This is a genomic window from Providencia sp. (assembly GCF_003533305.1).
In the GTDB taxonomy this organism is placed as follows: domain Bacteria; phylum Pseudomonadota; class Gammaproteobacteria; order Enterobacterales; family Enterobacteriaceae; genus Providencia.
Genome location: NZ_DOEH01000016.1, coordinates 165,566 through 188,312, shown reverse-complemented (window position 1 = coordinate 188,312; position 22,747 = coordinate 165,566). Strand labels below are relative to the sequence as shown.

The window sequence follows — 22,747 nt, the reverse complement described above, 5'->3', positions numbered from 1 at the left end:
ATGTTGTCCATCTTAGTAGATGAATGGCATAATAATACTCGACCGACCGATGGTCAATCACAAATGAGAATAAATATCATTTATTTTATCAGGAAAATAAAAACGGCTCATAAAAGCCGTTTATTGTCTATTGATAGATATTCTTTAGCTTATTTATTTAAAACTGGTGTTTCATGTAAATAAACCCAATCACATCGTTCAGATTCAACCTTAATACAGACAACCGATGTGCGAAGGGTATTGGTATTGTCAGTTTGTTGCTGCTCCTGATATTGAATCCAGCAATAGTTTTCAAGCTCATATAGAGGAGTGATATTTTGTAGCGTGATTTTTAGTGTTGGCTTTCCTCCTCTATTTTGGCTAAATAATGCGGTGACTTCAGTCAATCCAATACGCATACCGCTTATAGTGACCATCTTAAAATCATTATCGAAGCTCTCTAAAAGCTGATTTAAGCTTTCTTCTTTATTATTTCCGGTGAAAACATCTTCAATCAAAATATGTAAGTCAATCACACTTTGTAGTGCTTTATTCATTTTAGCGTTCATTGTTTTTTTCCTCTTAAAACTGAAATTAATGATAATAGGCCGAGTATCGACGCGATAAAAAAGGTGTATTGATAGCGCATTGAGTCTGTTGATGCAGAAGAAAGACTAAAAATGGATATCAAGACCACTGTGCCCACACTGAATGCGACTTGTCGGTTAATATTCCAAAGAACACTGCCTTGTAATAAATCTTTATCAGCAAAATCGATTAATGAGCTTATTTGAGCGGTATTTGCACTGATCCCTCCACCCATTCCCATTAATAAATAGGCAAGAATAAGGGTGCTTAAATCTGTGGAACTCGACACTAGAAATAAAAGAAATATACCGACACTGTGTAAAAGAATACCAATAACAAATAGGCTTTTCTTTCCCATACGATGGTAAAGATATCCACCACTTATCATCGATACCAGCGCTCCAGCAGCGTATATCAACATGAATAACCCTGTCTCGCCGGCATTAAAACCAAGATTTATCTGTAGATTAAAAATATTCAGCAAATTTACCCCAGTAAAAATACCGGGCACGGCGTAATAAACAATAAAGGCATTTCGCAAATTATAATTTTTTAACAATTGAAGATTAAGAATAGGCGCTTGGCATTTTTTGGCATATTGAATATAAAAAAACAGCATAGCACCCGAAAAAACAAAACTACTCAACGCCAAAATAAGACTGTGGTAGTCATTATAAAAAGAAAATGATAATAACAAACTTAATAAACTTAAGCTGACGATCAGCAAACCAAACATATCTGGTTTTTCTCTTTCTTGTCGTTCGCTATTTTTAATCCATCCCCACGCTAAAGAAGCCGCTAATAATGAAAAAGGCAAATTAGAATAAAAAACCCAACGCCACGATAATGAATCAATAATAATCCCACCAAGTGCAGGTGAAAAAGCTGGTGCTATTAGTGCGACTGTCATAATCATAGTGGAAATACGATGACGCTCATTTCCTGGGAATAATGCAAAAACTAATGCCTGTCCAACAGGTATTAATAATCCCCCCGCCATTCCTTGAATAAAACGCCAGAAAATCAAACTATATATAGAATCACTCATACCGCAAAGCCAAACACTGATAGAAAATAGCAGCATTGAGTAACACATTAGTTTTTGATTACCGAGCCGACCCGCTAACCATAAGCTTATCGGCATAATCAGCACTAAACCCAAAATATACGCATTTGATACCCAAGCAACCATTGACTGGCTAGTTGAAAACGCCCCAGCAATGTCAGGCAGTGCAATAGCTGACATAAAAATATTAATACAATCAATAAAGAAGCCGATCAGAAACACTGTTGCGATTTTATATCGATAAGACATAACTACCTCCGGCGCAAAGAATAGGGTTTAGCCCTTTCTTTGTCGATGCAAGAGAAGTAAAATCATTGTTTAATATAAGCAAACAATTGAACAGATTATGCAAAAAAATCTCAAGCAGATAATGAGTTTTCTACAGGTCGTAGATTCGGGGTCATTTACCAAAGCAGCTGATATATTAGGTTTGAGCCGTTCAATGGTCAGTATTGATATTAAACAGTTAGAAACAGAGCTTAATGTGAGTTTATTGACGCGCAATACTCGTAATATTGCACTGACAGAGGTAGGAAAATACTTTTACGATGATTTCAAACGTATTCAGCTACAAATTGATGAAGCTTTTGAAAGAAGCCAAAATTTAGGCACTAGTGTGACTGGTTTATTACGCTTTTCATCAACCAATGAATTTGGGCAACGATTTATCTTGCCATTACTTCCGCAATTTTGCCGTCTTTATCCTAAGTTACGTCTACAATATTCATTTAATTCATCCCTTGATGATTTAGTTACCGAAAAACTAGATTTAGCAATAAGGCTTGGTAATTTAAAAAACTCATCCCTAAAAACGCGTAAAATTGGCGATTATTCTATTTATCTCGTTGCAACACCTCAATTTATTGAAAAACATTCAATCAACAGCATTACTGATTTAGCTGATATTCCGTGGATCACTCACAGCTTATTAAATTGGCAAGATACACAATACTTTTTACAAAATAATAGAGGTGAAAAAATCCCTTTACCCATAATTAAAAGTCAGTATGAATCTAATTCTGCTGCCGTTATTCATCAAATGGTATTGTCTTCTTTAGGTGTTGCAATTTGCCCCGCTTGGTTAATTGGGGAAGATATTAAGCATAAACGGCTGACTCATTTATTCCCTGAACTCCACTTGCCTTCACAAAATATTCAATTGCTTTATCCAAATACCGTCGCATTACCCGCTAAAACACGTGCATTTATTGATTTTTTGGTTAGCCATCTTGCCATTAAATAAAACAGCCACCTAAACAAGATGGCTGTTTTAAAAAATATAGAGCTATACCACTAAATAGATTGCAACTTCATTTCTGCTGGATCTTTAATTGGCTCATTAACAAAGAAAAAATAAACCAGTGATGCTAGAAATGCGACAACAGCACAAACAACTAGTGCCAATGTAAATGAATGCGTTTTATCAACAATCATACCTGTAATAATAGGAGCAAAAGATCCACCAATGAATCCGCCAAAATTCTGAATACCACTCACCGAGGTAATCAAACGTGAAGGTACTGATACTAAAATCAATCCCCAAGCCGAGGTACCTGCAAAGTGGATTGAGAATAATGCTAAACTAATACAAGCAACAGCTGACGCAGTACTTTCAGTATATGCTGCCGGCAATGTAAACATTGCTGCAAAAAGGAGCCCTAAACAAATCATCCATTTACGACTTTTCATTTTATCGGCACCGCGCTTAACAACCCAGTCAGCTACAACACCGTTAACTAACATTCCTAATGCACCGAACAAGAAAGGAATAGCCGCCACCCAACCTGTTTTTTCTAGACTCAATCCTCGAGAGTTTTCAAGATAAGCAGGTAGCCATGTTAGATATAACCAAACCATATAACCAACACCATTAAAACCAATAATCATGCCCCATAAAGAACGCTGCTTAAATAAGGATGCCCATTCTTTAAATGTCACTTTATTTGTTGATGACGGCGGAGCACCATCATTTAAATAATTCAGCTCTTCTTCAGTTAAATCTAATTGTTCACGATTACGATAAAAAATAAACCAAAGAATAGAAAGGATAATCCCACTAATACCAATAATAATAAACATGGTACGCCAACCAAATGCAAGCATCAAAGCAATAAGCAATGGAGGTGCTAATGCTTGTGCCAGCGTTGAGGACATGTTTACAATACCCATTGGTAATCCACGTTCACGAATATTGTACCAATCATTAACGACTTTTACGCCTGTTGGTAAATGTGGTGCTTCACCAACTCCTAAAACTACGCGAGCAATAACCAAGTGGGTAAATGAAGATAAAAAGCCCGTCACTGTCTGCGCAAGTGACCATAAAAATAAACCAAAGCCATAGATTTTTTTAACCCCAAAACGCTCCATGACCATACCTATCGGTAATTGACAAAGCGCATAACCGAAAGAGAAAACGGATAACAATAACCCCATTTGGGTTGCACTAAAACCAAGTTCTTTACTAATAGTAGAATTAGCTATTGAAAGTGAGGCTCTATCAAGAAAGTTAATAATGCCTGCTATCAATAAGAATGTCAGCGCAATAAATTGCCAACGCTTTAATCTTTTACTCGCGTGTAGTGACATAGTTAAGTACCTTTAAGACGTAATCGGACCCTGCGGAATTTAATAACATTCCGCAGATTTATATTTTTAATATATTTTCTTTTATTATTCAGGTTTAATTTTTATTATGAGTTCAATTTCAACTGGTGTATCAAAAGGTAAAGTATTGGTTCCTATTGCTGAACGCGCATGCTTTCCTTTTTCACCTAATATTTCGATTAAAAAATCAGATGCTCCATTCATCACATAGGGTTGATCTTTGAATTCAGTCGTACTTTGAACAAAGCCAAGTAACTTAATACATTCATCAATTCTATCTAAATTACCTAAATAATCTTTCAGTGAGGAGAATATATTAATAATGCATTGTTTGGCGGCTTCATGCCCTTGTTCTAGTGTGAGCTCTTTTCCTAACGAACCTTTATAAATTAAATTCCCATTTTTTTTACAATCGTGGCCTGATGTATAAATTAAATCACCACATTGTTTAATTGAAACATAAGAAAACTTAGGTTTCCCTGGCATTGCTAATATAATCCCTTTTTCTTTTAATTTTTGTTCAATAATCATTAACACATCCTATTTATTTAATATATCTTTTGCTAAGTCATAATATATTTCAGCTGCAAGATATAACTCTTTAATTTCAACAAATTCATCTTTAATATGAGCCTGAGCCAAACCACCCGGCCCCATAATCAATGTTGGGATATTACTCGTTACCGAAAAAAATGGTGCTTCACAAGTAGCTTCAAATATTTGTGGTTGCGCATCTCGTTTTGTAAATCGACTTACTGCATCAAGGGCTAATACTGTTAATTCATGATCTTTTGAAATATCAGATGCAGGTATAAATAAATAATTATCGAGTTCGTATTCAATTAATTCTTGCTCATTATAATCAGCAATTGCTTGGTGAATTTTTTGTTCTATTTCCTGCTGATTTTCGCCAGGTATTAACCTCCTATCAATCTCTATATCGCAATGTTGTGGAACAATATTTGGAGCAGTTCCCCCTTTAATTGTAGTAATAATCATTGAAGCATTACCTAATAATGGATGTTCAATCTCTTCAACTAAATAGCGATGATGTTCCAATGCTGGTAATATTTTAGCCATTTTAGCAATGGCGCTATCTGGATAACGTGTTTTAGCCGCATGCCCTGCAGTACCTTTTGTACTTAAGTTATAACGACTGACACCTTTATGAGCAATACACACATCGAGTGAGGTTGGCTCACCAATTATTGCATAGTCGGCTGTAATTCCATCTTTAATATAGTGCAGCATGCCGAGATTAATTCGTTCTTCATCAACATTAAAAATTAATGTTAATTCACCCGAAAATTGATCTTTATTACGCGTTAATAACGTAGCAGCATACATCATTGCTGCTACCCCTGACTTCATATCAGCAGCTCCACGACCAAACACTTTGCCGTCTTTAATTACGGGGTCAAACGGCTCACTACTCCAGCCACAACCACAAGGAACTACATCAATATGGCCATTAAATAAAAGATGCTTTCCTTTACCTGTTCCCTTTAAATGCGCAATAACATTCGGTCGACCTGGTGCAACCTCTTGGAGTTCAACCTCTATATTTTCCCGCTTAAAGTAAGTATAAATAAACTCAGCAACTTGTTGTTCTTCACCTGGTGGGTTTTCAGATTTGTTTCTAATTAAAGCACAAAGAAGCTCTAGCAACTCATTTTGTTGCTTATTGTTTAATTGATACATTTTACTCTCCGATAATTAATATCGTGCGTTTGGTATTATAATATGATCTAATTCGTTATTATTTAATGCATAAATTTTATTAGTTAAATTTGGAATTACACAGCTATGATTTGGAATAATATTTAATACATCTCCAATTTTTAATTCTATTGTCTCTGGATCGTAACGAAGATATCCATGCTCTTCATTAAGCTTAACAAGCTTAATATTAGGTTCCTCAACAATGTAGCCATATCCAGCTTCAGCAGATTGATCTGATGTTAATGTTTTCGTTCCTGCATCTACTGTTGCATATCCTTTAATAGGAATACTCACAACTGATGTTCTAATCGTTAAAGCACAATCTTTGGGAGTATAAATACCCGCATATATTGCATTCATATCACCAAAAATAAAATTACCTGCTCGAGACTCTGTTATGCCTTTTAATTCTTCAGCATAAAAAGATGATAATGTTGAACCTCCAGATGTTCTTTGTATATCAATACCTATTGCTCTCAGTCTTTGTGCACATAATAATAATAAATCAGCTTCTGCTTTAGCGGCTTTACGTATTTCTGGTTCTGTTGTATATTGATAAATTGTACCTGCATAAGTAAATACACCAATAATATTCAAGCCCGTATATTTTTTAATTTTTAATGCAAAACTCTCTAAATCTTCCAGCTGAATACCTTCACGATGAGCACCGTAGTCAATGGCAATATAAATATCAATAATAAGGTTTTCGTTCGTTGCAGCGTTAGATAGTTGTTCCGCTCCTTGTAAGCTATCAACTATTGTTCTTATATTGGCTAATTTAGCTAACTGTACAAATTGCTGGCATTTTTCTACTCCGACCATTGGATACGCCAAAAGAATATTATTAATTCCCCCTTTAGCCATTACAGTCGCTTCCTGTAATGTGGCACAAGTAATGCCTTTTGCGCCACATTCAATTTCAAACTTTGCTAATTCAATAGATTTATGTGTTTTAACATGAGGCCAATGTTCAATACCTTGTAGTGTTAATTTATTTGTCATTCCTCGGACATTTTTTTCTAGTTGCTGTAAATCTAAAGCAACATAAGGTGTTATTGGCATAAATTCCTCTTTTATTCATTATCATTGTCTTCCCCCTTTAATTCAGCTAAATATGTGTAAAGGGTATATTTAGATATATTCAAAAATTCACAAATTTTCTCACCCGATTTTTTTATTAAAAAAGCACCTCTGATATCAAAAAATTTAATAGCATCCATTTTATCTTTTTTAGTCATGTTAATGACGGGAACTTTTATCACTTGAATACATTCTTGAATAAGATGATCCAAAATTTCATTTACATCAGTTACGAAAACTTCTTTTACTGTGTCTTGCTCAATGCTATTTCGCTGAGTAATCCCTTGAATTGCCTTTTCTGCAGCAATAAACTCAGAAATATCTTGATTAATACATAAAGCACCTACTACTTTTCCTTCATCGTTACGCAAGTAAATCGATGTTGAGCGTAACATTTTGCCATCTTTAGTTTGGGTAAAATAATTATATTTATCCCCATCAACATCAGTACCACGCAAAACTTCAAGACCTAAATTACTGCTAGGGTCACCCACTTTACGTTTTGTCACATGGCCATTAATAATGGCAACAATACTACTTTCGAGCCCTTTACTGTGGTCATGCAACACCACCTCACAACTCTCACCAAATTGGCCTGCAACACCTTTCATTACAGCCAAAAACATTTCAAAATTGTCCTGAATAATCTTCATATGATACCAAACTTTTTTTTAGACTAACTGAATATTAGTTAGATTATTATAGGAGCTCAATCAAGACTTGACCATTTTGTGATCTATATCTTAATTATAGCTAACAAAAATTCTGCTTTACTTAAAAACAATGAAATCTAGCATTTTCAGTATAAATGCTAATTATATGATGATGAAAGAGTTTTTAAGGAAATTACTTTATTGTGAAATTAAAGAAGCGAATAGTTAATAACCAAACTTTTTGTTAGCTAACGCCTGAGCATATAGAATTTGAACTAAAGGATTAAAACTGTTTTTTCACTATTTTGAAAAAGCAGCTAAAAGTACATTGATTGGAAAGGATAAAGATTTTGAGGAAGAACAAAAAATATAGCAAACTAACTGGAAAAATTTAAGTTACAGACTCTCAAGAGCCAATAAAGTAAAACAAAAATTCTTATCATAAATAATCAGTCTTTGTATTATGCCCTACTATCTAGTGTTTGCTTTTGTACTAAACAAAAGCAAACATCTATTAAATTTACTTTAAAAATAATGCTTACTTATTTTTTTGACGCTAAATAATCTTGTAATGTGCCTTCAGGCTTTTTCTTACAGAATGCCACAATCTGAGGGGCTTCTGTGATACTTTGTTCAGTTAATGCGACATAATCACCGCCTTTAAACTGCGTTTCCTGATTAGTGACCCAGAGTGCTACAGGTGCCCAACTTTGTGGGTTCAAATTAATAAATTCCTGACAGGTCATCTTTTCAGGTGTGACACTACTCGTGTCAGCGGCCATAGCACTAAAAGAGAATGCTGCGGTCGCAGCCAAAATACTAGAAATAAAAATTTTCTTCATTGAAAACCTCTTGTGTGAATCAATAATAAATAATTATCTGGCTGTTTATTTTTATCACAATATTATTAAGTTTAATATACTCTTTTTTTGATGATTAAAATAAAGCAAAACAGTTTAACTCACTTTAAGATATTCAAATAAAGTCATTAACTCCCAATAATAAAAAACAATTTAAATAGGTATTATTTTTTAATAAAATACGATGATAGTTTACTTAATGATTTAATTGAAGATACAGCTACTTCTCTGTTCGGATCTTTACATAATTCAATCAATCGACTCACTGCATCTTGTTGCTCTAGCGTTGCCTCATAATCACCTAACGCTGATATTGCTTCGATCTTCACATCGTCATTACCCCGAAATGTCAATTCAAGTAGCGTTTTAATTATTTCTTCTTGCATATAATCACTTATTAATATCAATCTAGTAAAGACACAATATTATATTATATTAAGGGTAACATTTATGTATATTATGATATATAAACAGGGTGTTTATAATTAACTTACACTTAAAAGGTCTAACATTTGAAACATTCACCACACCTGATTATTTTAAGTGCATACTTAGTTTGGGTATAGAATAATGTTACAACCCTTTGATTACTCTAATTAGTTGTTATTACTGACGTACAGACTTTTTCGAGTAAAGCTTTATTGTGGCTAAAAATAATCATCGCAAGGGGTCGCTCTTGGGATAATTTAATTAATTGCTGCCAAATATCCTGCTGCAAGTGTGAATCTAATTGCGCAGTCACTTCATCGGCAATTAATATTTTAGTTCGCGGATCAAGCGCTCTTAATAGCGCAATACGTGCGAGTTCACCACCAGAAAGCTCATTAGGACGTCTTTCTAGCCATTCAGATTTAATTGAAAATAATGCAAGCCATTGTGCATCGGGTTTCCATGCATCATGTAAACTATCGCCGACTTTACGGTAAGGATTAAAGCTCTTCTCAGGATGCTGGGGAACCAGCTGTATCGGACAATAGCCATGCTGAGCTAATGGTTTACCTTCAAATAGAATAGTTCCTTGGGAAAGCGGCTGCCATTGCGCTAGAACACGCCCTAATGTGGTTTTACCAAATCCACTAGGGGCAGAAATACCGAGCCGCTCATTATTCGATAATGAAATACAAAGGTTATCCCAAAGCCGGTGACCACCTTGTTCAATACATAAATTCTGAACCTCTAGCATGTTATTCGTTTTCATTATTTCATTGCCATAAACTGATGTTCAGGCAATGCATTCCATAGAGATTGCAGCCATTTTCCCCCACCGCCTTGCTTTAATTTTTGGCTACTTAAAATATCTTCTAAGGTGCCATTGCGTAGCAAAGCAATGCGATCCGCAAAACGAACAGCCATGGCTAAGTCGTGAGTAACCCACAAAATACCTCGTCCTTCACGGCATAGTGATTTCATATTTTCAAGAAGCAAAATAGCATGTTCATCATCTAACCAAGACGATATTTCATCCGCTAAAATATATTGTGCTTTTGATAATGTGGCACTAGATGCCAAAACACGCTTCGCCATTCCTCCAGATAATTTACTTGGATAGCTATTCACTAAATTTGCTTGCAAATTATACTGTTGCAAGTGCTGAGCCACATCATGCATTTTGATATGTTGTCCACTGAGCACTGCTGCACGCTCTAATTGAGGACCTATAGGGATGAGTGGATTTAATGCACTGACACCTTGCGGCACATAACACAAGGAGTTACCTCGATATAGTGGTTTCGTTTTTTCTGTTAATGCATTGCCATTCAACTCGATATTTCCATGACAACGCATATTATCAGGCAGTAATCCTAAAGCACTTTGTAAGAGGATACTTTTACCTTCACCACTCCCTCCCACCAGCGCCACCATTTCACCGGGTAAGACATCCAATGAGATATCATTCAATAGAGGAGACCAACGCTTTTTGCTGAACCAGCCAAATTGTGCGACATCAACAGTCACATTATCAAACCTCAACATGCTCCCCCCCTTAACCACAGTTGTTGGGATGCCTTTGCAAACTGATCGAATAACAGCACTAAACCTATCAAAGCTAAACCGGGGAAGACCACCAGCCACCATGCGCCAGTGCTGAGGTAACGTAGTGCATCTGACAACAAAATACCTAACGAAGGCTCATGGGGCGATAAACCGAATCCAAGGAAACTTAAAGCGGCACTATGCAATACTGCATGTGGAAACATTAATAAAGTTCCTACCATCCATTGAGGCAAAATAGTGGGTAAGTAATGGTATCGGCAACGGTAAAAAGCACTATTTCCAATCCGTTTTGATAACATAATGTAGTCTGTTTGCTGCACACGAAGTAATTCCGAACGCAAAATTAACGTCAGTTTTGGCCAATGCGTCAATGCTACAGCCCAAATCACGCCTACTTTCCCACCACCTAAAGTGAAGCAAATTAAAACTAATAACAATAAATGTGGTAAAGCGAGCAAAGCATCAATAACCCCACGTACGAGGTAATCAGTGGTTTTATTTAATGATGATAGCGCAGCCATGACGAGTGCGATAAAACCACTGGAGATTGCGGCAGTTAACCCTATTTGTAAACTGGTTGCCAGTCCTTGAAAAGTTCTATCAAATAAATCGCGCCCTAAATTATCAGTACCAAAAAAGTGCGCAAAAGAAGGCGCTTGCCGGCGGTCGAGTAAATTCATTTCAATATCAGTGTGTAACAAATTGAATGCATACAACGCCAATATGACAAGCAGCAACAGTGAAATAAATAATCGAATTAACGCGCGATTAGGATTATAGGTCATGATGCTCGGATCACTCCCTTATTCACTTTCCTCAAAATGATATCGGCGGCAGTATTACTGAAAAAAATCACCGCAGCGCAGAGTAAAACGATCCCCATTAAAAGTGGGATATCGCCTCGTAATCCCGCATCAATTGTGGCTTGCCCTAAACCGGGATAAGCAAATACTTTTTCAGCCAAAAGCGCCCCGCTGAGTAATTCCCCTACTGAGGCAAATTGTAAACAAATAGCAGGAGTAATTGCATGTTTTAAAACATGAAAACGCATCATTGCCCAGCCTTTATCTCCCTGAGCTTGCGCATAATGAATAAACTCACTGTTCATCACATCAGCAATTTTTGCACGTGTATGCAATGCAATCGTTCCCACCCCTAGCATCCCTAAAGCTATAACGGGTAAAACAAGGTGATGCAGTTTCTGGGAAAAAGTTGCGGTTTGCTCATCCAAACCTATCGGCCAAGCGCAGCAAATGGGCGCCCACTGTAATGACACAGCAAACAGGGATAGGAGCAGTAAACCAATCCAAAAAACAGGGATAGAGGCTAATAAATAGCAAAATAACGAAATGAGTTTATCTGGCCAGCGATTTAAATGACGTCCGGCGATCACCCCCAACCCGAACCCCACTACGCCTGAAAATACCCATGCGCAGAACAATAATGTTAATGATGGCACTAACCTGTCGGAGATTACCTGTATAACAGGGGTGTTATACAGCATGGAGTATCCCATATCCCCTTGTAATATTTGCGAAAACCAACGCCAGAACTGCATCCATAATGGCTGATCAAGCCCCCAGCGAGCCGCAATCAGCGGATATTGCTCTGGGGGAACATGCATTAAATCATTACCAATATAGGCTTTGATCGGATCGATTGGCGAATAACTCAGCAGGATAAAAATACCTGCCGCAGTTACCGTCAATAAACAGATAAATCGAAAAAAAAGCCCAATTGCTGACCGCATTACTGACAGGTCCAAGCCCATTCATCAACATTATTTAATACAGACCAAGAACCGTGAATTTCTGGCGCACTCTTGCCAAGTTCAACACAATTATTCTGTAAATAAATATGCTGAACATTCATGAGCCAAGCCCATGCCGCATCACCTTGAATACCAGTACCGGTTTTACCGTCCCAATCTACTTTTTGCCACAAAGGTATCGCTGCGGTTTGGTCTGGTTGACGAAGCGCTTCTTCTATTAATTTGTCGACAGCTGGATTTTTATAATAGCCTGCATTGTAGAAACCTACACCCGCCGCTTTACTGCTGTAGTTATGGACTAATTCCATTGGATCAAGGCTGCCCCAACCAAACAAGGTTGGATTTGAATGCATATAGCGCTCTACCGTTTCCCAACTACCTGATTTTAAATCCATCTCAATACCGATAGGTTTTAAACTAGCGCGAATAGCTTGAGCTAAATCTCGACGTGTAGTGTCACCGCTGGCATACCATAGGGTCAGTTTTGCCACTTTGCCATTTTTCTCTCTCAGGCCATCTTTATTCATTTTCCAGCCAGCGTCTTCCAAAATTGCTTTGGCTTTTTCAAGATCACCATCTTTAAAGCTCGATTGAGGGTTATTCCATGGAAGCCCCTCAACCCCAGTATAAGCAGGAATAGCAAAGCCTTCTAATACTGATTTAGCTAATAGCTTACGGTCAAGTGCATAGTTAATTGCCTTACGAATCGCGACATCTGAAGTAATATCGTTACCGATAGCGTTACCTTGTGCATCTTTTTCCCCCGCAGGCGGAATTGGGAAAGAAATCCCCCGATTTTCAACACTGTAGCGCTCTGTTAGCTTCATATTGGCAACTTGACCTACGCTGGTTGCCGCCACAGCAGGAATACGCACGATATCCAGTTGACCGCTGAGTGCTGCAGAAAATGCTGCGTCTTCATCAAGAAAAACAAATACCATTTTGTCGAAACTATTTTTTGGCCCTGCATAATATGGGTTACGTTCTACAATTAGCTGTTGGCCTGGCTGAAATGCCACTAAACGATATGGTCCCGCACCGATAGGATTGTGCGCATAGGTTTTTGCATCATATTTATCAGCTGAAACAATACCTAACGAACCCAATACATTGATAAAGGTACTTTGTGGGGATGATAGAGTCATTTTTACCGTAAGAGAGTCAATCACTTCCGCTTTTGCGAAATTACCCATATCCACTTTACCGCCACTTGCTGCCGCATTGTTGTAAGTAAAAACAACATCTTTTGCGCCAAGCGGCGAACCATCAGAGAATTTTAAGCCGTCTTTCAAGGTTAAAATCCACTCTTTACCATCATCATTATGTTTATAGCTTTCTAGCATATAGCTATGCCAAGACAAATCTGCATTTTGCTTTAATAGCGGACTATGAAGAAGTAAATAACTGCCATGACTCCAGCCCAACATTGGGTCAAAACCTTCTGTCGGTTCTGCGCCTATCGCTAAGCGTAAAGTTTGGCTATTTTGTAGATCGGCAGCCTGAGCTTGTAATGAAAGTCCTAAAAAGCAGGCCGCCTGCATCGCAACAATCAGTTTTTTTATCATAAATCCTTCTATAGTCCGTTTTAGTGCTTGTTTGAGTATCTAGCAAATACGAGGTAATGGTTCGCTATGCGGTAAATCCAACAGCCTTGATGCCCCAAAGATACCCACTAATTTGACTTGTTTGTTCTCAGTGACTCTGCCAATAACCGCTGCATTTACGCCAAGCGGATGTTGCTGTAATGCGGCTAACACTTGTTTTTCAACTTCAGGTTTCACCACAATCACTAATTTGCCTTCATTCGCAAAATTAAGCGGTTCTAAACCTAATAATTCGCATACACCACGAACCGCAGAAGAAACGGGTAAATCCGCTTCTGTTATCGAGATACCGCAACCACTAGCATCAGCAAATTCATGTAAAATTGCGGTAACACCGCCACGCGTTGCATCCCGTAACGCCTTCACCCCCTCAATAGCACGTAGAGGTTCAATTAACGGAGTCAATACGGCACAATCGCTACTGAGTTCAGCTTCAAGTCCCAACTGTTCCCGTAAATTCAAAATGGTTGCCCCATGATCCCCTAAAGTCCCACTGACAATCACACTATCTCCCGGCTGAATTTGCTGCGTGCCCCAGTGAATATTTGTCGGGATCACACCGATCCCTGCGGTATTGATAAAAACTTTATCTGCTGCGCCGCGCTGAACCACTTTTGTATCGCCAGTGACAATTTCAACACCCGCCGCCGCCGCCGTTGCCGCCATTGATTCCACAATGGTATGCAAATCAGATAACGGAAATCCCTCTTCTAAGATAAAGCCACAAGAGAGGTATTTTGGGATAGCACCACTGACCGCGACGTCATTCACCGTACCGCATACAGCTAATTTACCAATATTTCCACCCGGGAAAAAAATAGGATCGATAACATAACTGTCAGTACTAAATGCGAGGCGATCGCCAAGGGCACTTAATTCAGGTAGAGATAAACGCGCCTGATCTTCCCGCTCATTCAAAGCACGGTTAGCGAAAGCCTGTAAAAATAGTTGTTCAATTAATTGCTGCATCGCCTGACCACCGCTTCCATGAGCCATGGTCACTACATCATTGGCAGTAAAGTTCATTTTATGGTTCATTATTGTGGCTCCCGACGATATTGATAATACGCCGCACAAGCGCCTTCAGAAGAGACCATTAAGGCGCCGAATGCAGTCTGTGGCGTACAGCGTTTACCAAATAAAGCACAATCGATAGGTTTACATCGCCCAGTTAATACATCACCACAACGCGCTTGTGGATCATCAGCGACTTGGTACGGCTGAACGTGAAAACGACTCTCTGCATCAAAAGATTGATAATCCGCGGTTAATTGCACACCGGAACCGGCGATTTCGCCCAACCCACGCCATTCGCTGGATGCTTTCAATTCAAAAACATCGGCCAAAGCTTCCAATGCAAGGTGATTACCGTCTTCAGTCACAATACGTTTATATTGATTTTCAACCACACATCGACCATCTGCAATTTGATCCACCAACATGGCAAGAGCTTGCAAGATATCTAACGGCTCGAAACCTGTCACCACTAGTGGTTTATGAAACTCTTCGGTAATAAACGCATAAGGATGGGAGCCAATTACCATGCTGACGTGCCCCGGCGCCAGAAAACCATCAATACGCACATCTGGCTGCTCTAACAAACTACGCAGGGTGGGAATAATAGTAATATGTTGGCAAAATACGGAGAAATTTTTGAGGTTACGACGGCGAGCTTGCTGCAATGTAAGTGCCGTACTCGGCATTGTGGTTTCAAAACCGAGTCCAAAGAAAACCACTTCTCGATTAGGATTTTTTTCCGCAAGAGATAGCGCATCTAGTGGAGAATAGACAATTCGGACATCAGCCCCTAGACGTTTAGCATCCAATAATGAGCCATTTTTTCCGGGAACACGCATCGCATCCCCATAGGTACAAAAGATGACTTCAGGGTGCTTAGCAATATCGATACAACCATCAATACGCCCCATCGGCAGTACACAGACCGGACAGCCCGGTCCATGCACAAATTCAATCTCAGGGGGTAATAGTTGGTCAATGCCAAATTTAAAAATGGCATGGGTATGACCGCCACACACTTCCATTAGCTGTAATGGGCGTTGTTTCGCACGTGGTATTTGTGCAACACGCTGATTGATATGATTCAGTAGTACTTTAGCTAAGGCCGGATCACGAAACTCATCGACATACTGCATCTGCGGCTCCAGCGTTTAGCCCACTAAAATCATCGACTTCATGCTCTAACTGACTCATGGCCCTTAAGGCATCTAGTGTGGATTGCGCTTCTTCTTCATTGATCACGCTCATCGCAAACCCTACATGCACCAATACCCACTGCCCCAATAAATCAGCAGTATCACCCTCGCAGATTAACCCGATATTCACTTCACGTTTAACACCACAAACGTCAACTTGTGCCAATTGATGAATATCTTCACCTACTGCAACAACTTTTCCTGGAATACCTAAGCACATAGCTGTTGCTCCAACCAAGCCAGCCATGCATCCATGCCTTCTCCCGTTGTGGCTGAGAGTTTGATCACTTGAATATCAGGGTTTACTCGTTTTGCATTAGCGATACAAGCATCAACATCAAAATGCAGGTAAGGCAGTAAATCGATTTTATTTAAAATCATGATATTTGCGGCAGCGAACATATGCGGATATTTAAGCGGCTTATCTTCCCCTTCGGTGACAGATAACACAGCAACTTTATGACGTTCACCTAAGTCGAAACTGGCAGGACAAACTAAATTACCCACATTTTCAATAAATAAAAGACTGTTATCTTCTAGATTTAAGCGAGCCGCCGCATCGTGCACCATTTGTGCGTCTAAATGGCAACCTTTACCGGTATTGACTTGGATAGCGGGCACACCCGTTTCACGAATACGCTGCGCATCATTAGTGGTTTGTTGGTCTCCCTCAACAACCGCACAATTGATTTTGTCACGTAAACGTAACAGCGTTTCAGTTAGCAAGGTGGTTTTCCCTGAACCGGGACTCGAAACTAGATTTAGCGCTAAAATATTTTTTTCGACGAATGCTTCACGATTATGCTCTGCAAGGTGGTTATTTTTGCCTAACACATCCATTTCAATTTGCAGCATGCGTTTTTGGCTCATACCAGGGGCATGAGTTCCGGCTTCACCGTGACCATAATCGAGATCATGATGTTCACCTGCGGGTATAAATGTTTTTTCTACATTTTCATAAACATGTTTATGTTTGTGCTTATGTTTTTGTTTCTTTGCTTTTTCATCAATTGAAGTCGGTTCATACTGATGATAATGGTTATGGACATCACCTTGATGATAATAGTGGTGATGAATAATCACGGTTTGACCCTCTTTTTCATGGTCATGGTTGTGATTATGGTTTTCATGATTATGGTCATGATGACCGTGATGGTGGTGGTCATGGCTATGTTCATGATGATCATGGTCATGACTGTGTTCGTGATGATCGTGGTGGTGATCGTGATGATGATTATGCTCATCACCTTCTATTCGACGCTCGCCTGTTGCACATCCACAAGTACTGCACATAAGATTCGCTCCCAACTACGTTTTCTAAAATTAGAGTAGTCCAATATCAAAAAAAAGGGTTGATTAACCTCAAAATTAGGCTAGATAGTTTCACTAAGATAAACCTGAAATGCCATTGGCGTTGAACTACTCCACTTCGAGCTCTTTGATTTTTAAACTGTCTCCACCTTCCACTTTAAGGTTTAGACCTTGGCATTTAGGACAAACAGAATGATGCTCACTAACTTCAACACTTTCACAGCAATCCCAACACCAAGCTTGCGCGGGTCGATAAATAATATGTAACTGACTTCCCTGTGCAACCGTACCGCGACACGCGATATCAAAACAGAAACGAAACGAACTTTCTTCGACACAAGAAAGCGTTCCAATTTCTAGCCACACCCCCGTGACCTTGCTCACGCCATGTTGTTTGGCTTGTTGCTCAATAATCTCAAGGGTGCTTTGGCACAGAGAAACTTCATGCATCACTATTTCTCATATGGCGGGTAAATAAGTCTCTACGTGCTGGTGAGGTTGGAATATTGGAGTCAACTATCGGTAATGACAGCAAGATACGGCGACAATCATCCACAAGATGAAGCCCTTGCTCTGCACTTAAAGTTCTATCCAACGGTGACATCAATGAACAAGCAAGGTATTGCGTGAGGCCTTCTAATTCACCCACCGTATAGGTCATTTCTCCATAGGGTAGTATTAACCCTAATTTTTCACCTATAGCACGGTGAGGCCAATATTGGTTTGGCCCCGGCAAAATCATAGCACTAAGCATCCAAGGGGTTATGACAACGCCAACCCATTGATTTTCAAATAAAGCAAATTCACTCGCATAGATCCCCATTGTAGGATGAAGAAATGAAAGATCATGCATAGACTGCTTCGAGACTCGCTCAAATGCTGCTTGAACGAGTTCCTGAGGGTTATTTTCATAACCCTTGATTTCATTACTGCTAATTTCATCAGGCATGTAAACGCTCTTCTTTCGCTACAATGTCTAGACCTTCACTGCGTAGTATCTCAATCACTTTCTGTAATGCAGGTTCCAGCGCAGCTTGACCAATTGCAGTCAAACCAATACGTGGCTCCAACGAGTCAGGCACAATGCCGACTAACGATAATTTTTGTGGAAATTCATCAGTGAGATGTAATGCGGATAACACATCAGATAAACCAAGCTGATGAGGCGAAATCTTACGGGTAAAGAGTGCGGGAACTTCGGCGTCCCGCAACACTAAAATACTGCCGGGTTTCTGACTAGACAGCACCACATCGGCGATAATCAGATGGTCACGATCAGCCATGGGCCCAATGAGCTCCATGCCTGCCGTTCCGCCATCTAAAACTTCAACACATTCAGGTAAATGGTAACGCTGCTCAAGTGCTTCAACGATCCGAACACCGATCCCTTCATCACTGAGCAAAATATTACCCACACCAAGGACTAAAATACGCATTACAGCACCTTAACCTTAGTCACTTCAGACCCTTCAGTATCAACAATATGTACTGCACAAGACATACATGGGTCGAATGAATGGATAGTACGCACCACTTCAAGTGGTTTTGATGGATCGGCAATCGGCGTACCGACTAGCGCTTGTTCATAAGGACCCGGTTCATCATTAAAATTACGTGGGCCAGAATTCCATGTTGAAGGAACAACCGCTTGGTAGTTCTCAATGACACCGTCTTTAATCACCACCCAATGAGACAACAAGCCGCGCGGAACTTCACCAAAACCGACGCCTTTGATAGTCATATTTTCAGGGAAAACAGGCTTAACGAAAGTCGTGAAATCACCTTTACCAATATTATCCACCAGCGCTTGCCACTGAATTGATAACGTATCGTTTAAAACACAACAACGCACACTACGACCAATAATACGGCCAAGGGTTGAATGAAGTTGGTCGATTTCAATGCTATTGCCCGTGAGCGTTTTATACAGATTAACCACATCATTAAAATGTTTTTCTGTCGGCTCATGCTTCGCTGCCAATTTACATAACAGGTCGGCTAATGGCCCCACTTCTACCGTTTTATCATAAAATGTCGGCGCTTTTACCCACGAGTATTTACCGTCTTCATCCCATCCGGTGTAATCTGGATTAGTCTTTCCTTCCCACGGTGCTAACGGCTCATCTTCTTTATACCAAGCGTGCTTACCACTTTCTTTAATACCGTTAATCAGATACTCATCCATGTGGCTAGTAATCGGACGATAAGTACTAAAATCACTATTTTCTAAATAGCCACCCGGTAATAAGAAGCTGCCATTTTTACCATCCATCGGTAATTCAGGCATACACATGTAGTTTTTCGCGCCTTGTCCGACTTCAAGCCATTCAGGATAACCCGATGCAATTACCGCAGCGTCAATCTTATAAACTTGCTCGATGAAATCGCCTAAACGGTCAATAAAGGATTTCACATACATCAAACGCTCAAGGTTTAATACCCCAATACCATCAAGATTGATTGGGTTCGCCACCCCACCTACCGCCAAGTTTTGAATGTGTGGCGTTTTTCCACCTAACAATGCAACGATACGGTTTGCATCGCGTTGGCATTCTAAAGCTTGTAAATAGTGAGCTACAGCGATTAAATTCACTTCCGGTGATAGTTTCATCGCTGGGTGTCCCCAGTAACCATTGGCAAAAATACCTAATTGGCCACTTGCGACTAAGCTTTTGATCTTTTCTTGTACACGCGTGAATTCTTCAGGGCTATTAAGCGACCAAGTTGATACACCTTTTAATATATCAGCCGCTTTATTAGGGTCGGCTTTAAGCGCCGATGTAATATCCACCCAATCTAACGCTGATAATTGATAGAAATGTACAATATGATCTTGAATCGTATGTGCCGCTAGGATCATGTTACGGATATACTGCGCATTCACAGGCACATCAAGATTAAGTGCGTTTTCAATGGTACGCACTGAAACAATACCGTGCACCGTGGTACACACGCCACAAATGCGCTGCATAATCATCCAAGCATCGCGAGGATCTTTCCCTTTAACGATCTCTTCCATTCCGCGCCACATGGTGCCAGAAGCCCAAGCTTTGGTGACTTTTCCATCTTCAATTTCGCAATCAATGCGTAAGTGACCTTCGATACGAGTGACCGGATCAATTGTTATACGTTGGCTCATGCTTTACCTCGGGCCTGAGAAGGATTCAAATTAGATTTTTTTAATGCAGGGATAATTGGTAATAGACGTATTAACAAGATATAGGCGCATATCTCGATAGCCACAAAACCAATTGAAATTAATAGTTCCGCTGCGGTTGGAAAGTACTCATAACCGCCACCTGGGTTGAACGCCACTAATGAATAGCTCATTCGCCACATTGCCGCACCGATCATCATGCTAAGACCGCTGATATACAGCCATCTGGAATCATTACGTAATGCAGGTAAACGGAAAATAATTAACGGAAAGACCAGCAATGCGATTTCAATCCAAAACATCATTGAATAAAAATCAAATGCCATAATGTAATGAATTTTTTGGTGATAAATCAGCTCGCCAAAACGACAAGCCAAAAACAGCACCAAAAACACTTGAAGGATCCGCGTTAAGCGGACAAACAATGGACGCTCATCAGCCCCTTGCCCTTTCAGTGCAGCTTGCATCAAAGAACCTTCAAAAATAAGTATTGAGAAGCCCATGATGAACGCAGTCAACAATGACAATAGCGGCAACATTTCATAACTTTGCCAAATAGGATGAACTTTATAACCTGCCGCAATCATTAATGAACCCATCGAGGATTGGTGCATCATCGGTAGCAAAGCACCAAACGCAATAATAATAAACATCACTTTATTGAGGCGTTTTAATGATACTTTCCAACCAAATCGTTCACACAGTGCAGGCGCAAATTCCAATGCCATGATACCGATGTAGATAGTCATACATACCGCAGTTTCAAATAGCACTGAATTAGTATTAAAGAATCCCGGAATATAAAAATAAGGTAGATTCCAATAACGACCAACGTCAATCGCAATCGATAAACCACCAAGGGAGTAACCAAATAAACTAGCCAGTAATGCGGGGCGCACTAGCGGGTGATATTCACCTTTGTTGCACACATACACCGCCCAAGCTAACGCCCAACCGCCACAGGCAAAACCAGTTCCGATCAACAAGTCAAACGCAATCCAGATCCCCCAAGGGTATCCACCGTTCAAATCTGACACAGAGCCCAGTCCAAAAACCAGCCGTTTAATGATGAAAAAGACACACAATAAAATAAATGGCCCAAAGACAATCACAGGCCAACTGACTAAACGCCCGCCAAGAGGCTGTTCTTTATGATGCGTCGTCATGATGATCGTCCTCTTCATTATCTTTTTTCTTAGTATTGCGATGCACCAAGAAACTTAAACCGGCTAATGCTGCCAATGGCAGAACCATCCCTTTGTACAACGTATGTTGGACATGCTCAGACCGTGCCCCTGTGGATAATTGCTCCAACTCAGGCAATCCAAGATGTTGATATGGCACGCCAGATAACACCATAACTTGTGTACCGCCCGCTTCATATTCACCATAAATATGAGATTCATATTTAGGCACAGCCATGACATTCGGGTCATTACTATTAAGCGTTTGGCGTGGATAGCCATATTGCTCACCCGCTTTTAGCGTCAAACGTTTTTGCGCCTCAGCGAGAAGTTCTTCGCGAGTACCAAAAATTACCGCGCCAGTTGGACAAACTTCAACACAGCCCGGCAAACCGCCTTTATCTAAACGTTCTACACCTTTTTGGTTACACAATTCACATTTGTGAATAGCACCAAATTTATCGTCATAAGCATATTTTGGAATATTGAACGGACAGCCCACCATGCAGTAGCGACAACCCGTACAAATACTGGCATCATAATGAACGATACCAGTTTTAGGATCTTTTTTGAGCGCTGAAACTGGACAGACAGAAACACAGTTAGGGTCAACGCAATGCATACATTGTTTTTTAATGTAGGCATATCCGTCTTTTTCCTGATCTTTATTAACCCCTGTTCCACTGCTCCATACCTGAATAATATTATTGGTATAAGGTGTTAATTTATCGTTGTTAGACCACGTTTTTTCCCCAACAGGGTTCGGTACAGGATTGTTAATTTCCTGACATTTAGTCACGCAAGCCTGACAACCGACACACAAAGTCGAGTCGTATAACATACCGAGGGAATTAGGTATTGGTGGCCTGTTTTCTGCTCCAGCGCAATAGGCTGAAGTGCTGCCAGCCAACAGCGCTCCCCCTGCCGATATTTTAAGGAAATTTCGTCTATTCACGG

The 22,747-nt window shown here is 39.7% G+C and carries 25 protein-coding genes; 1 reads left to right on the top strand and 24 read right to left on the bottom strand.

From position 1 onward, the window contains the following. Positions 1-149: 149 nt before the first annotated feature. Positions 150-548 (bottom strand): hypothetical protein, encoded by a 399-nt coding sequence (locus DD649_RS09880; protein ID WP_336430413.1) that lies wholly within the window; start codon positions 546-548, stop codon positions 150-152. Beyond that, positions 545-1,882: an MFS transporter gene (locus DD649_RS09875; RefSeq protein ID WP_336430408.1), complete on the bottom strand. Its 1,338-nt coding sequence runs from the start codon at positions 1,880-1,882 to the stop codon at positions 545-547. Before DD649_RS09875 ends, DD649_RS09880 begins: the two co-directional genes overlap by 4 nt. A gap of 97 nt (positions 1,883-1,979) precedes the next feature. On the opposite strand from DD649_RS09875, the gene DD649_RS09870 reads away from it, so the two are divergent. After that, positions 1,980-2,876 (top strand): LysR family transcriptional regulator, encoded by an 897-nt coding sequence (locus DD649_RS09870; protein WP_294106716.1) that lies wholly within the window; start codon positions 1,980-1,982, stop codon positions 2,874-2,876. A 50-nt stretch (positions 2,877-2,926) separates the two neighbouring features. On the opposite strand, the gene DD649_RS09865 is transcribed toward DD649_RS09870, so the two are convergent. From DD649_RS09865 to hybA, 22 genes are all read right to left on the bottom strand, one after another. Beyond that, the gene (locus DD649_RS09865; RefSeq protein ID WP_294106714.1) at positions 2,927-4,222 is read right to left on the bottom strand and encodes an MFS transporter; all 1,296 of its coding nucleotides are present in this window, start codon (positions 4,220-4,222) and stop codon (positions 2,927-2,929) included. Between the two features lie 84 nt (positions 4,223-4,306). Further along, the gene (locus tag DD649_RS09860) at positions 4,307-4,771 is read right to left on the bottom strand and encodes a RidA family protein (RefSeq protein ID WP_294106712.1); all 465 of its coding nucleotides are present in this window, start codon (positions 4,769-4,771) and stop codon (positions 4,307-4,309) included. A gap of 9 nt (positions 4,772-4,780) precedes the next feature. Continuing rightward, on the bottom strand, positions 4,781-5,941 hold the full coding sequence (locus DD649_RS09855) for a M20 family metallopeptidase (RefSeq protein ID WP_294106711.1): 1,161 nt from the start codon (positions 5,939-5,941) through the stop codon (positions 4,781-4,783). Between the two features lie 15 nt (positions 5,942-5,956). After that, positions 5,957-7,024 carry an alanine racemase gene (locus tag DD649_RS09850; protein WP_294106709.1) on the bottom strand — a complete coding sequence of 356 codons (1,068 nt, stop codon included), beginning with the start codon at positions 7,022-7,024 and terminating at the stop codon, positions 5,957-5,959. Between the two features lie 11 nt (positions 7,025-7,035). After that, positions 7,036-7,695 (bottom strand): helix-turn-helix transcriptional regulator, encoded by a 660-nt coding sequence (locus DD649_RS09845; protein WP_294106707.1) that lies wholly within the window; start codon positions 7,693-7,695, stop codon positions 7,036-7,038. A gap of 542 nt (positions 7,696-8,237) precedes the next feature. After that, positions 8,238-8,537 carry an HdeA/HdeB family chaperone gene (locus DD649_RS09840; protein ID WP_294106705.1) on the bottom strand — a complete coding sequence of 100 codons (300 nt, stop codon included), beginning with the start codon at positions 8,535-8,537 and terminating at the stop codon, positions 8,238-8,240. 182 nt (positions 8,538-8,719) lie between these two features. Then, positions 8,720-8,941: a HEAT repeat domain-containing protein gene (locus DD649_RS09835; protein ID WP_294106703.1), complete on the bottom strand. Its 222-nt coding sequence runs from the start codon at positions 8,939-8,941 to the stop codon at positions 8,720-8,722. Between the two features lie 206 nt (positions 8,942-9,147). Next, positions 9,148-9,738, bottom strand: a complete 591-nt coding sequence (locus tag DD649_RS09830; RefSeq protein ID WP_294106963.1) for an ATP-binding cassette domain-containing protein — start codon at positions 9,736-9,738, stop codon at positions 9,148-9,150. Between the two features lie 14 nt (positions 9,739-9,752). Further along, entirely contained in the window at positions 9,753-10,529 is a 777-nt protein-coding gene (locus DD649_RS09825; RefSeq protein WP_294106701.1) for an ATP-binding cassette domain-containing protein, read from the bottom strand. Continuing rightward, the gene (locus DD649_RS09820; protein ID WP_336430380.1) at positions 10,523-11,335 is read right to left on the bottom strand and encodes an ABC transporter permease; all 813 of its coding nucleotides are present in this window, start codon (positions 11,333-11,335) and stop codon (positions 10,523-10,525) included. The genes DD649_RS09825 and DD649_RS09820 overlap by 7 nt, the downstream gene beginning before the upstream one ends. Beyond that, entirely contained in the window at positions 11,332-12,300 is a 969-nt protein-coding gene (locus DD649_RS09815; RefSeq protein WP_336430376.1) for an ABC transporter permease, read from the bottom strand. The genes DD649_RS09820 and DD649_RS09815 overlap by 4 nt, the downstream gene beginning before the upstream one ends. After that, positions 12,300-13,886 carry an ABC transporter substrate-binding protein gene (locus DD649_RS09810; RefSeq protein WP_294106699.1) on the bottom strand — a complete coding sequence of 529 codons (1,587 nt, stop codon included), beginning with the start codon at positions 13,884-13,886 and terminating at the stop codon, positions 12,300-12,302. Before DD649_RS09810 ends, DD649_RS09815 begins: the two co-directional genes overlap by 1 nt. Positions 13,887-13,925: 39 nt before the next feature. Next, positions 13,926-14,951 (bottom strand): hydrogenase expression/formation protein HypE, encoded by a 1,026-nt coding sequence (gene hypE, locus DD649_RS09805; protein WP_294106962.1) that lies wholly within the window; start codon positions 14,949-14,951, stop codon positions 13,926-13,928. A gap of 11 nt (positions 14,952-14,962) precedes the next feature. Beyond that, the gene (gene hypD, locus DD649_RS09800; protein ID WP_294106697.1) at positions 14,963-16,078 is read right to left on the bottom strand and encodes a hydrogenase formation protein HypD; all 1,116 of its coding nucleotides are present in this window, start codon (positions 16,076-16,078) and stop codon (positions 14,963-14,965) included. Then, positions 16,062-16,358 (bottom strand): hydrogenase maturation factor HybG, encoded by a 297-nt coding sequence (gene hybG, locus DD649_RS09795; RefSeq protein ID WP_336430538.1) that lies wholly within the window; start codon positions 16,356-16,358, stop codon positions 16,062-16,064. The genes hypD and hybG overlap by 17 nt, the downstream gene beginning before the upstream one ends. Then, positions 16,349-17,431 carry a hydrogenase nickel incorporation protein HypB gene (hypB, locus tag DD649_RS09790; RefSeq protein ID WP_294106695.1) on the bottom strand — a complete coding sequence of 361 codons (1,083 nt, stop codon included), beginning with the start codon at positions 17,429-17,431 and terminating at the stop codon, positions 16,349-16,351. The genes hybG and hypB overlap by 10 nt, the downstream gene beginning before the upstream one ends. Positions 17,432-17,557: 126 nt before the next feature. Continuing rightward, entirely contained in the window at positions 17,558-17,899 is a 342-nt protein-coding gene (hypA, locus tag DD649_RS09785) for a hydrogenase maturation nickel metallochaperone HypA (protein WP_294106693.1), read from the bottom strand. Next, the gene (gene hybE / locus DD649_RS09780; protein WP_336430372.1) at positions 17,892-18,398 is read right to left on the bottom strand and encodes a hydrogenase-2 assembly chaperone; all 507 of its coding nucleotides are present in this window, start codon (positions 18,396-18,398) and stop codon (positions 17,892-17,894) included. Before hybE ends, hypA begins: the two co-directional genes overlap by 8 nt. After that, positions 18,391-18,885 (bottom strand): HyaD/HybD family hydrogenase maturation endopeptidase, encoded by a 495-nt coding sequence (locus DD649_RS09775; protein ID WP_336430369.1) that lies wholly within the window; start codon positions 18,883-18,885, stop codon positions 18,391-18,393. The genes hybE and DD649_RS09775 overlap by 8 nt, the downstream gene beginning before the upstream one ends. Next, a complete protein-coding gene (gene hybC / locus DD649_RS09770) occupies positions 18,885-20,588 on the bottom strand; it encodes a hydrogenase 2 large subunit (protein ID WP_294106689.1) in 1,704 nt (567 codons plus the stop codon). The genes DD649_RS09775 and hybC overlap by 1 nt, the downstream gene beginning before the upstream one ends. Then, the gene (hybB, locus tag DD649_RS09765) at positions 20,585-21,772 is read right to left on the bottom strand and encodes a Ni/Fe-hydrogenase cytochrome b subunit (protein WP_336430366.1); all 1,188 of its coding nucleotides are present in this window, start codon (positions 21,770-21,772) and stop codon (positions 20,585-20,587) included. The genes hybC and hybB overlap by 4 nt, the downstream gene beginning before the upstream one ends. Then, a complete protein-coding gene (gene hybA / locus DD649_RS09760) occupies positions 21,756-22,745 on the bottom strand; it encodes a hydrogenase 2 operon protein HybA (RefSeq protein ID WP_294106686.1) in 990 nt (329 codons plus the stop codon). Before hybA ends, hybB begins: the two co-directional genes overlap by 17 nt. Positions 22,746-22,747: the final 2 nt, after the last annotated feature.

Coding starts and splice junctions, on each gene's coding strand:
- hypB (WP_294106695.1), bottom strand. CDS start 17,431: ATGTGCAGTACTTGTGGATGTGCAACAGGCGAGCGTCGAATAGAAGGT.
- hypA (WP_294106693.1), bottom strand. CDS start 17,899: ATGCATGAAGTTTCTCTGTGCCAAAGCACCCTTGAGATTATTGAGCAA.
- DD649_RS09830 (WP_294106963.1), bottom strand. CDS start 9,738: ATGCTAGAGGTTCAGAATTTATGTATTGAACAAGGTGGTCACCGGCTT.
- hybC (WP_294106689.1), bottom strand. CDS start 20,588: ATGAGCCAACGTATAACAATTGATCCGGTCACTCGTATCGAAGGTCAC.
- DD649_RS09835 (WP_294106703.1), bottom strand. CDS start 8,941: ATGCAAGAAGAAATAATTAAAACGCTACTTGAATTGACATTTCGGGGT.
- DD649_RS09860 (WP_294106712.1), bottom strand. CDS start 4,771: ATGATTATTGAACAAAAATTAAAAGAAAAAGGGATTATATTAGCAATG.
- DD649_RS09810 (WP_294106699.1), bottom strand. CDS start 13,886: ATGATAAAAAAACTGATTGTTGCGATGCAGGCGGCCTGCTTTTTAGGA.
- hybE (WP_336430372.1), bottom strand. CDS start 18,398: ATGCCTGATGAAATTAGCAGTAATGAAATCAAGGGTTATGAAAATAAC.
- hypD (WP_294106697.1), bottom strand. CDS start 16,078: ATGCAGTATGTCGATGAGTTTCGTGATCCGGCCTTAGCTAAAGTACTA.
- DD649_RS09875 (WP_336430408.1), bottom strand. CDS start 1,882: ATGTCTTATCGATATAAAATCGCAACAGTGTTTCTGATCGGCTTCTTT.
- DD649_RS09880 (WP_336430413.1), bottom strand. CDS start 548: ATGAACGCTAAAATGAATAAAGCACTACAAAGTGTGATTGACTTACAT.
- DD649_RS09815 (WP_336430376.1), bottom strand. CDS start 12,300: ATGCGGTCAGCAATTGGGCTTTTTTTTCGATTTATCTGTTTATTGACG.
- DD649_RS09870 (WP_294106716.1), top strand. CDS start 1,980: ATGCAAAAAAATCTCAAGCAGATAATGAGTTTTCTACAGGTCGTAGAT.
- DD649_RS09845 (WP_294106707.1), bottom strand. CDS start 7,695: ATGAAGATTATTCAGGACAATTTTGAAATGTTTTTGGCTGTAATGAAA.
- hybG (WP_336430538.1), bottom strand. CDS start 16,358: ATGTGCTTAGGTATTCCAGGAAAAGTTGTTGCAGTAGGTGAAGATATT.
- hypE (WP_294106962.1), bottom strand. CDS start 14,951: ATGAACTTTACTGCCAATGATGTAGTGACCATGGCTCATGGAAGCGGT.
- DD649_RS09840 (WP_294106705.1), bottom strand. CDS start 8,537: ATGAAGAAAATTTTTATTTCTAGTATTTTGGCTGCGACCGCAGCATTC.
- DD649_RS09825 (WP_294106701.1), bottom strand. CDS start 10,529: ATGTTGAGGTTTGATAATGTGACTGTTGATGTCGCACAATTTGGCTGG.
- DD649_RS09855 (WP_294106711.1), bottom strand. CDS start 5,941: ATGTATCAATTAAACAATAAGCAACAAAATGAGTTGCTAGAGCTTCTT.
- hybB (WP_336430366.1), bottom strand. CDS start 21,772: ATGACGACGCATCATAAAGAACAGCCTCTTGGCGGGCGTTTAGTCAGT.
- DD649_RS09850 (WP_294106709.1), bottom strand. CDS start 7,024: ATGCCAATAACACCTTATGTTGCTTTAGATTTACAGCAACTAGAAAAA.
- DD649_RS09865 (WP_294106714.1), bottom strand. CDS start 4,222: ATGTCACTACACGCGAGTAAAAGATTAAAGCGTTGGCAATTTATTGCG.
- DD649_RS09820 (WP_336430380.1), bottom strand. CDS start 11,335: ATGACCTATAATCCTAATCGCGCGTTAATTCGATTATTTATTTCACTG.
- DD649_RS09775 (WP_336430369.1), bottom strand. CDS start 18,885: ATGCGTATTTTAGTCCTTGGTGTGGGTAATATTTTGCTCAGTGATGAA.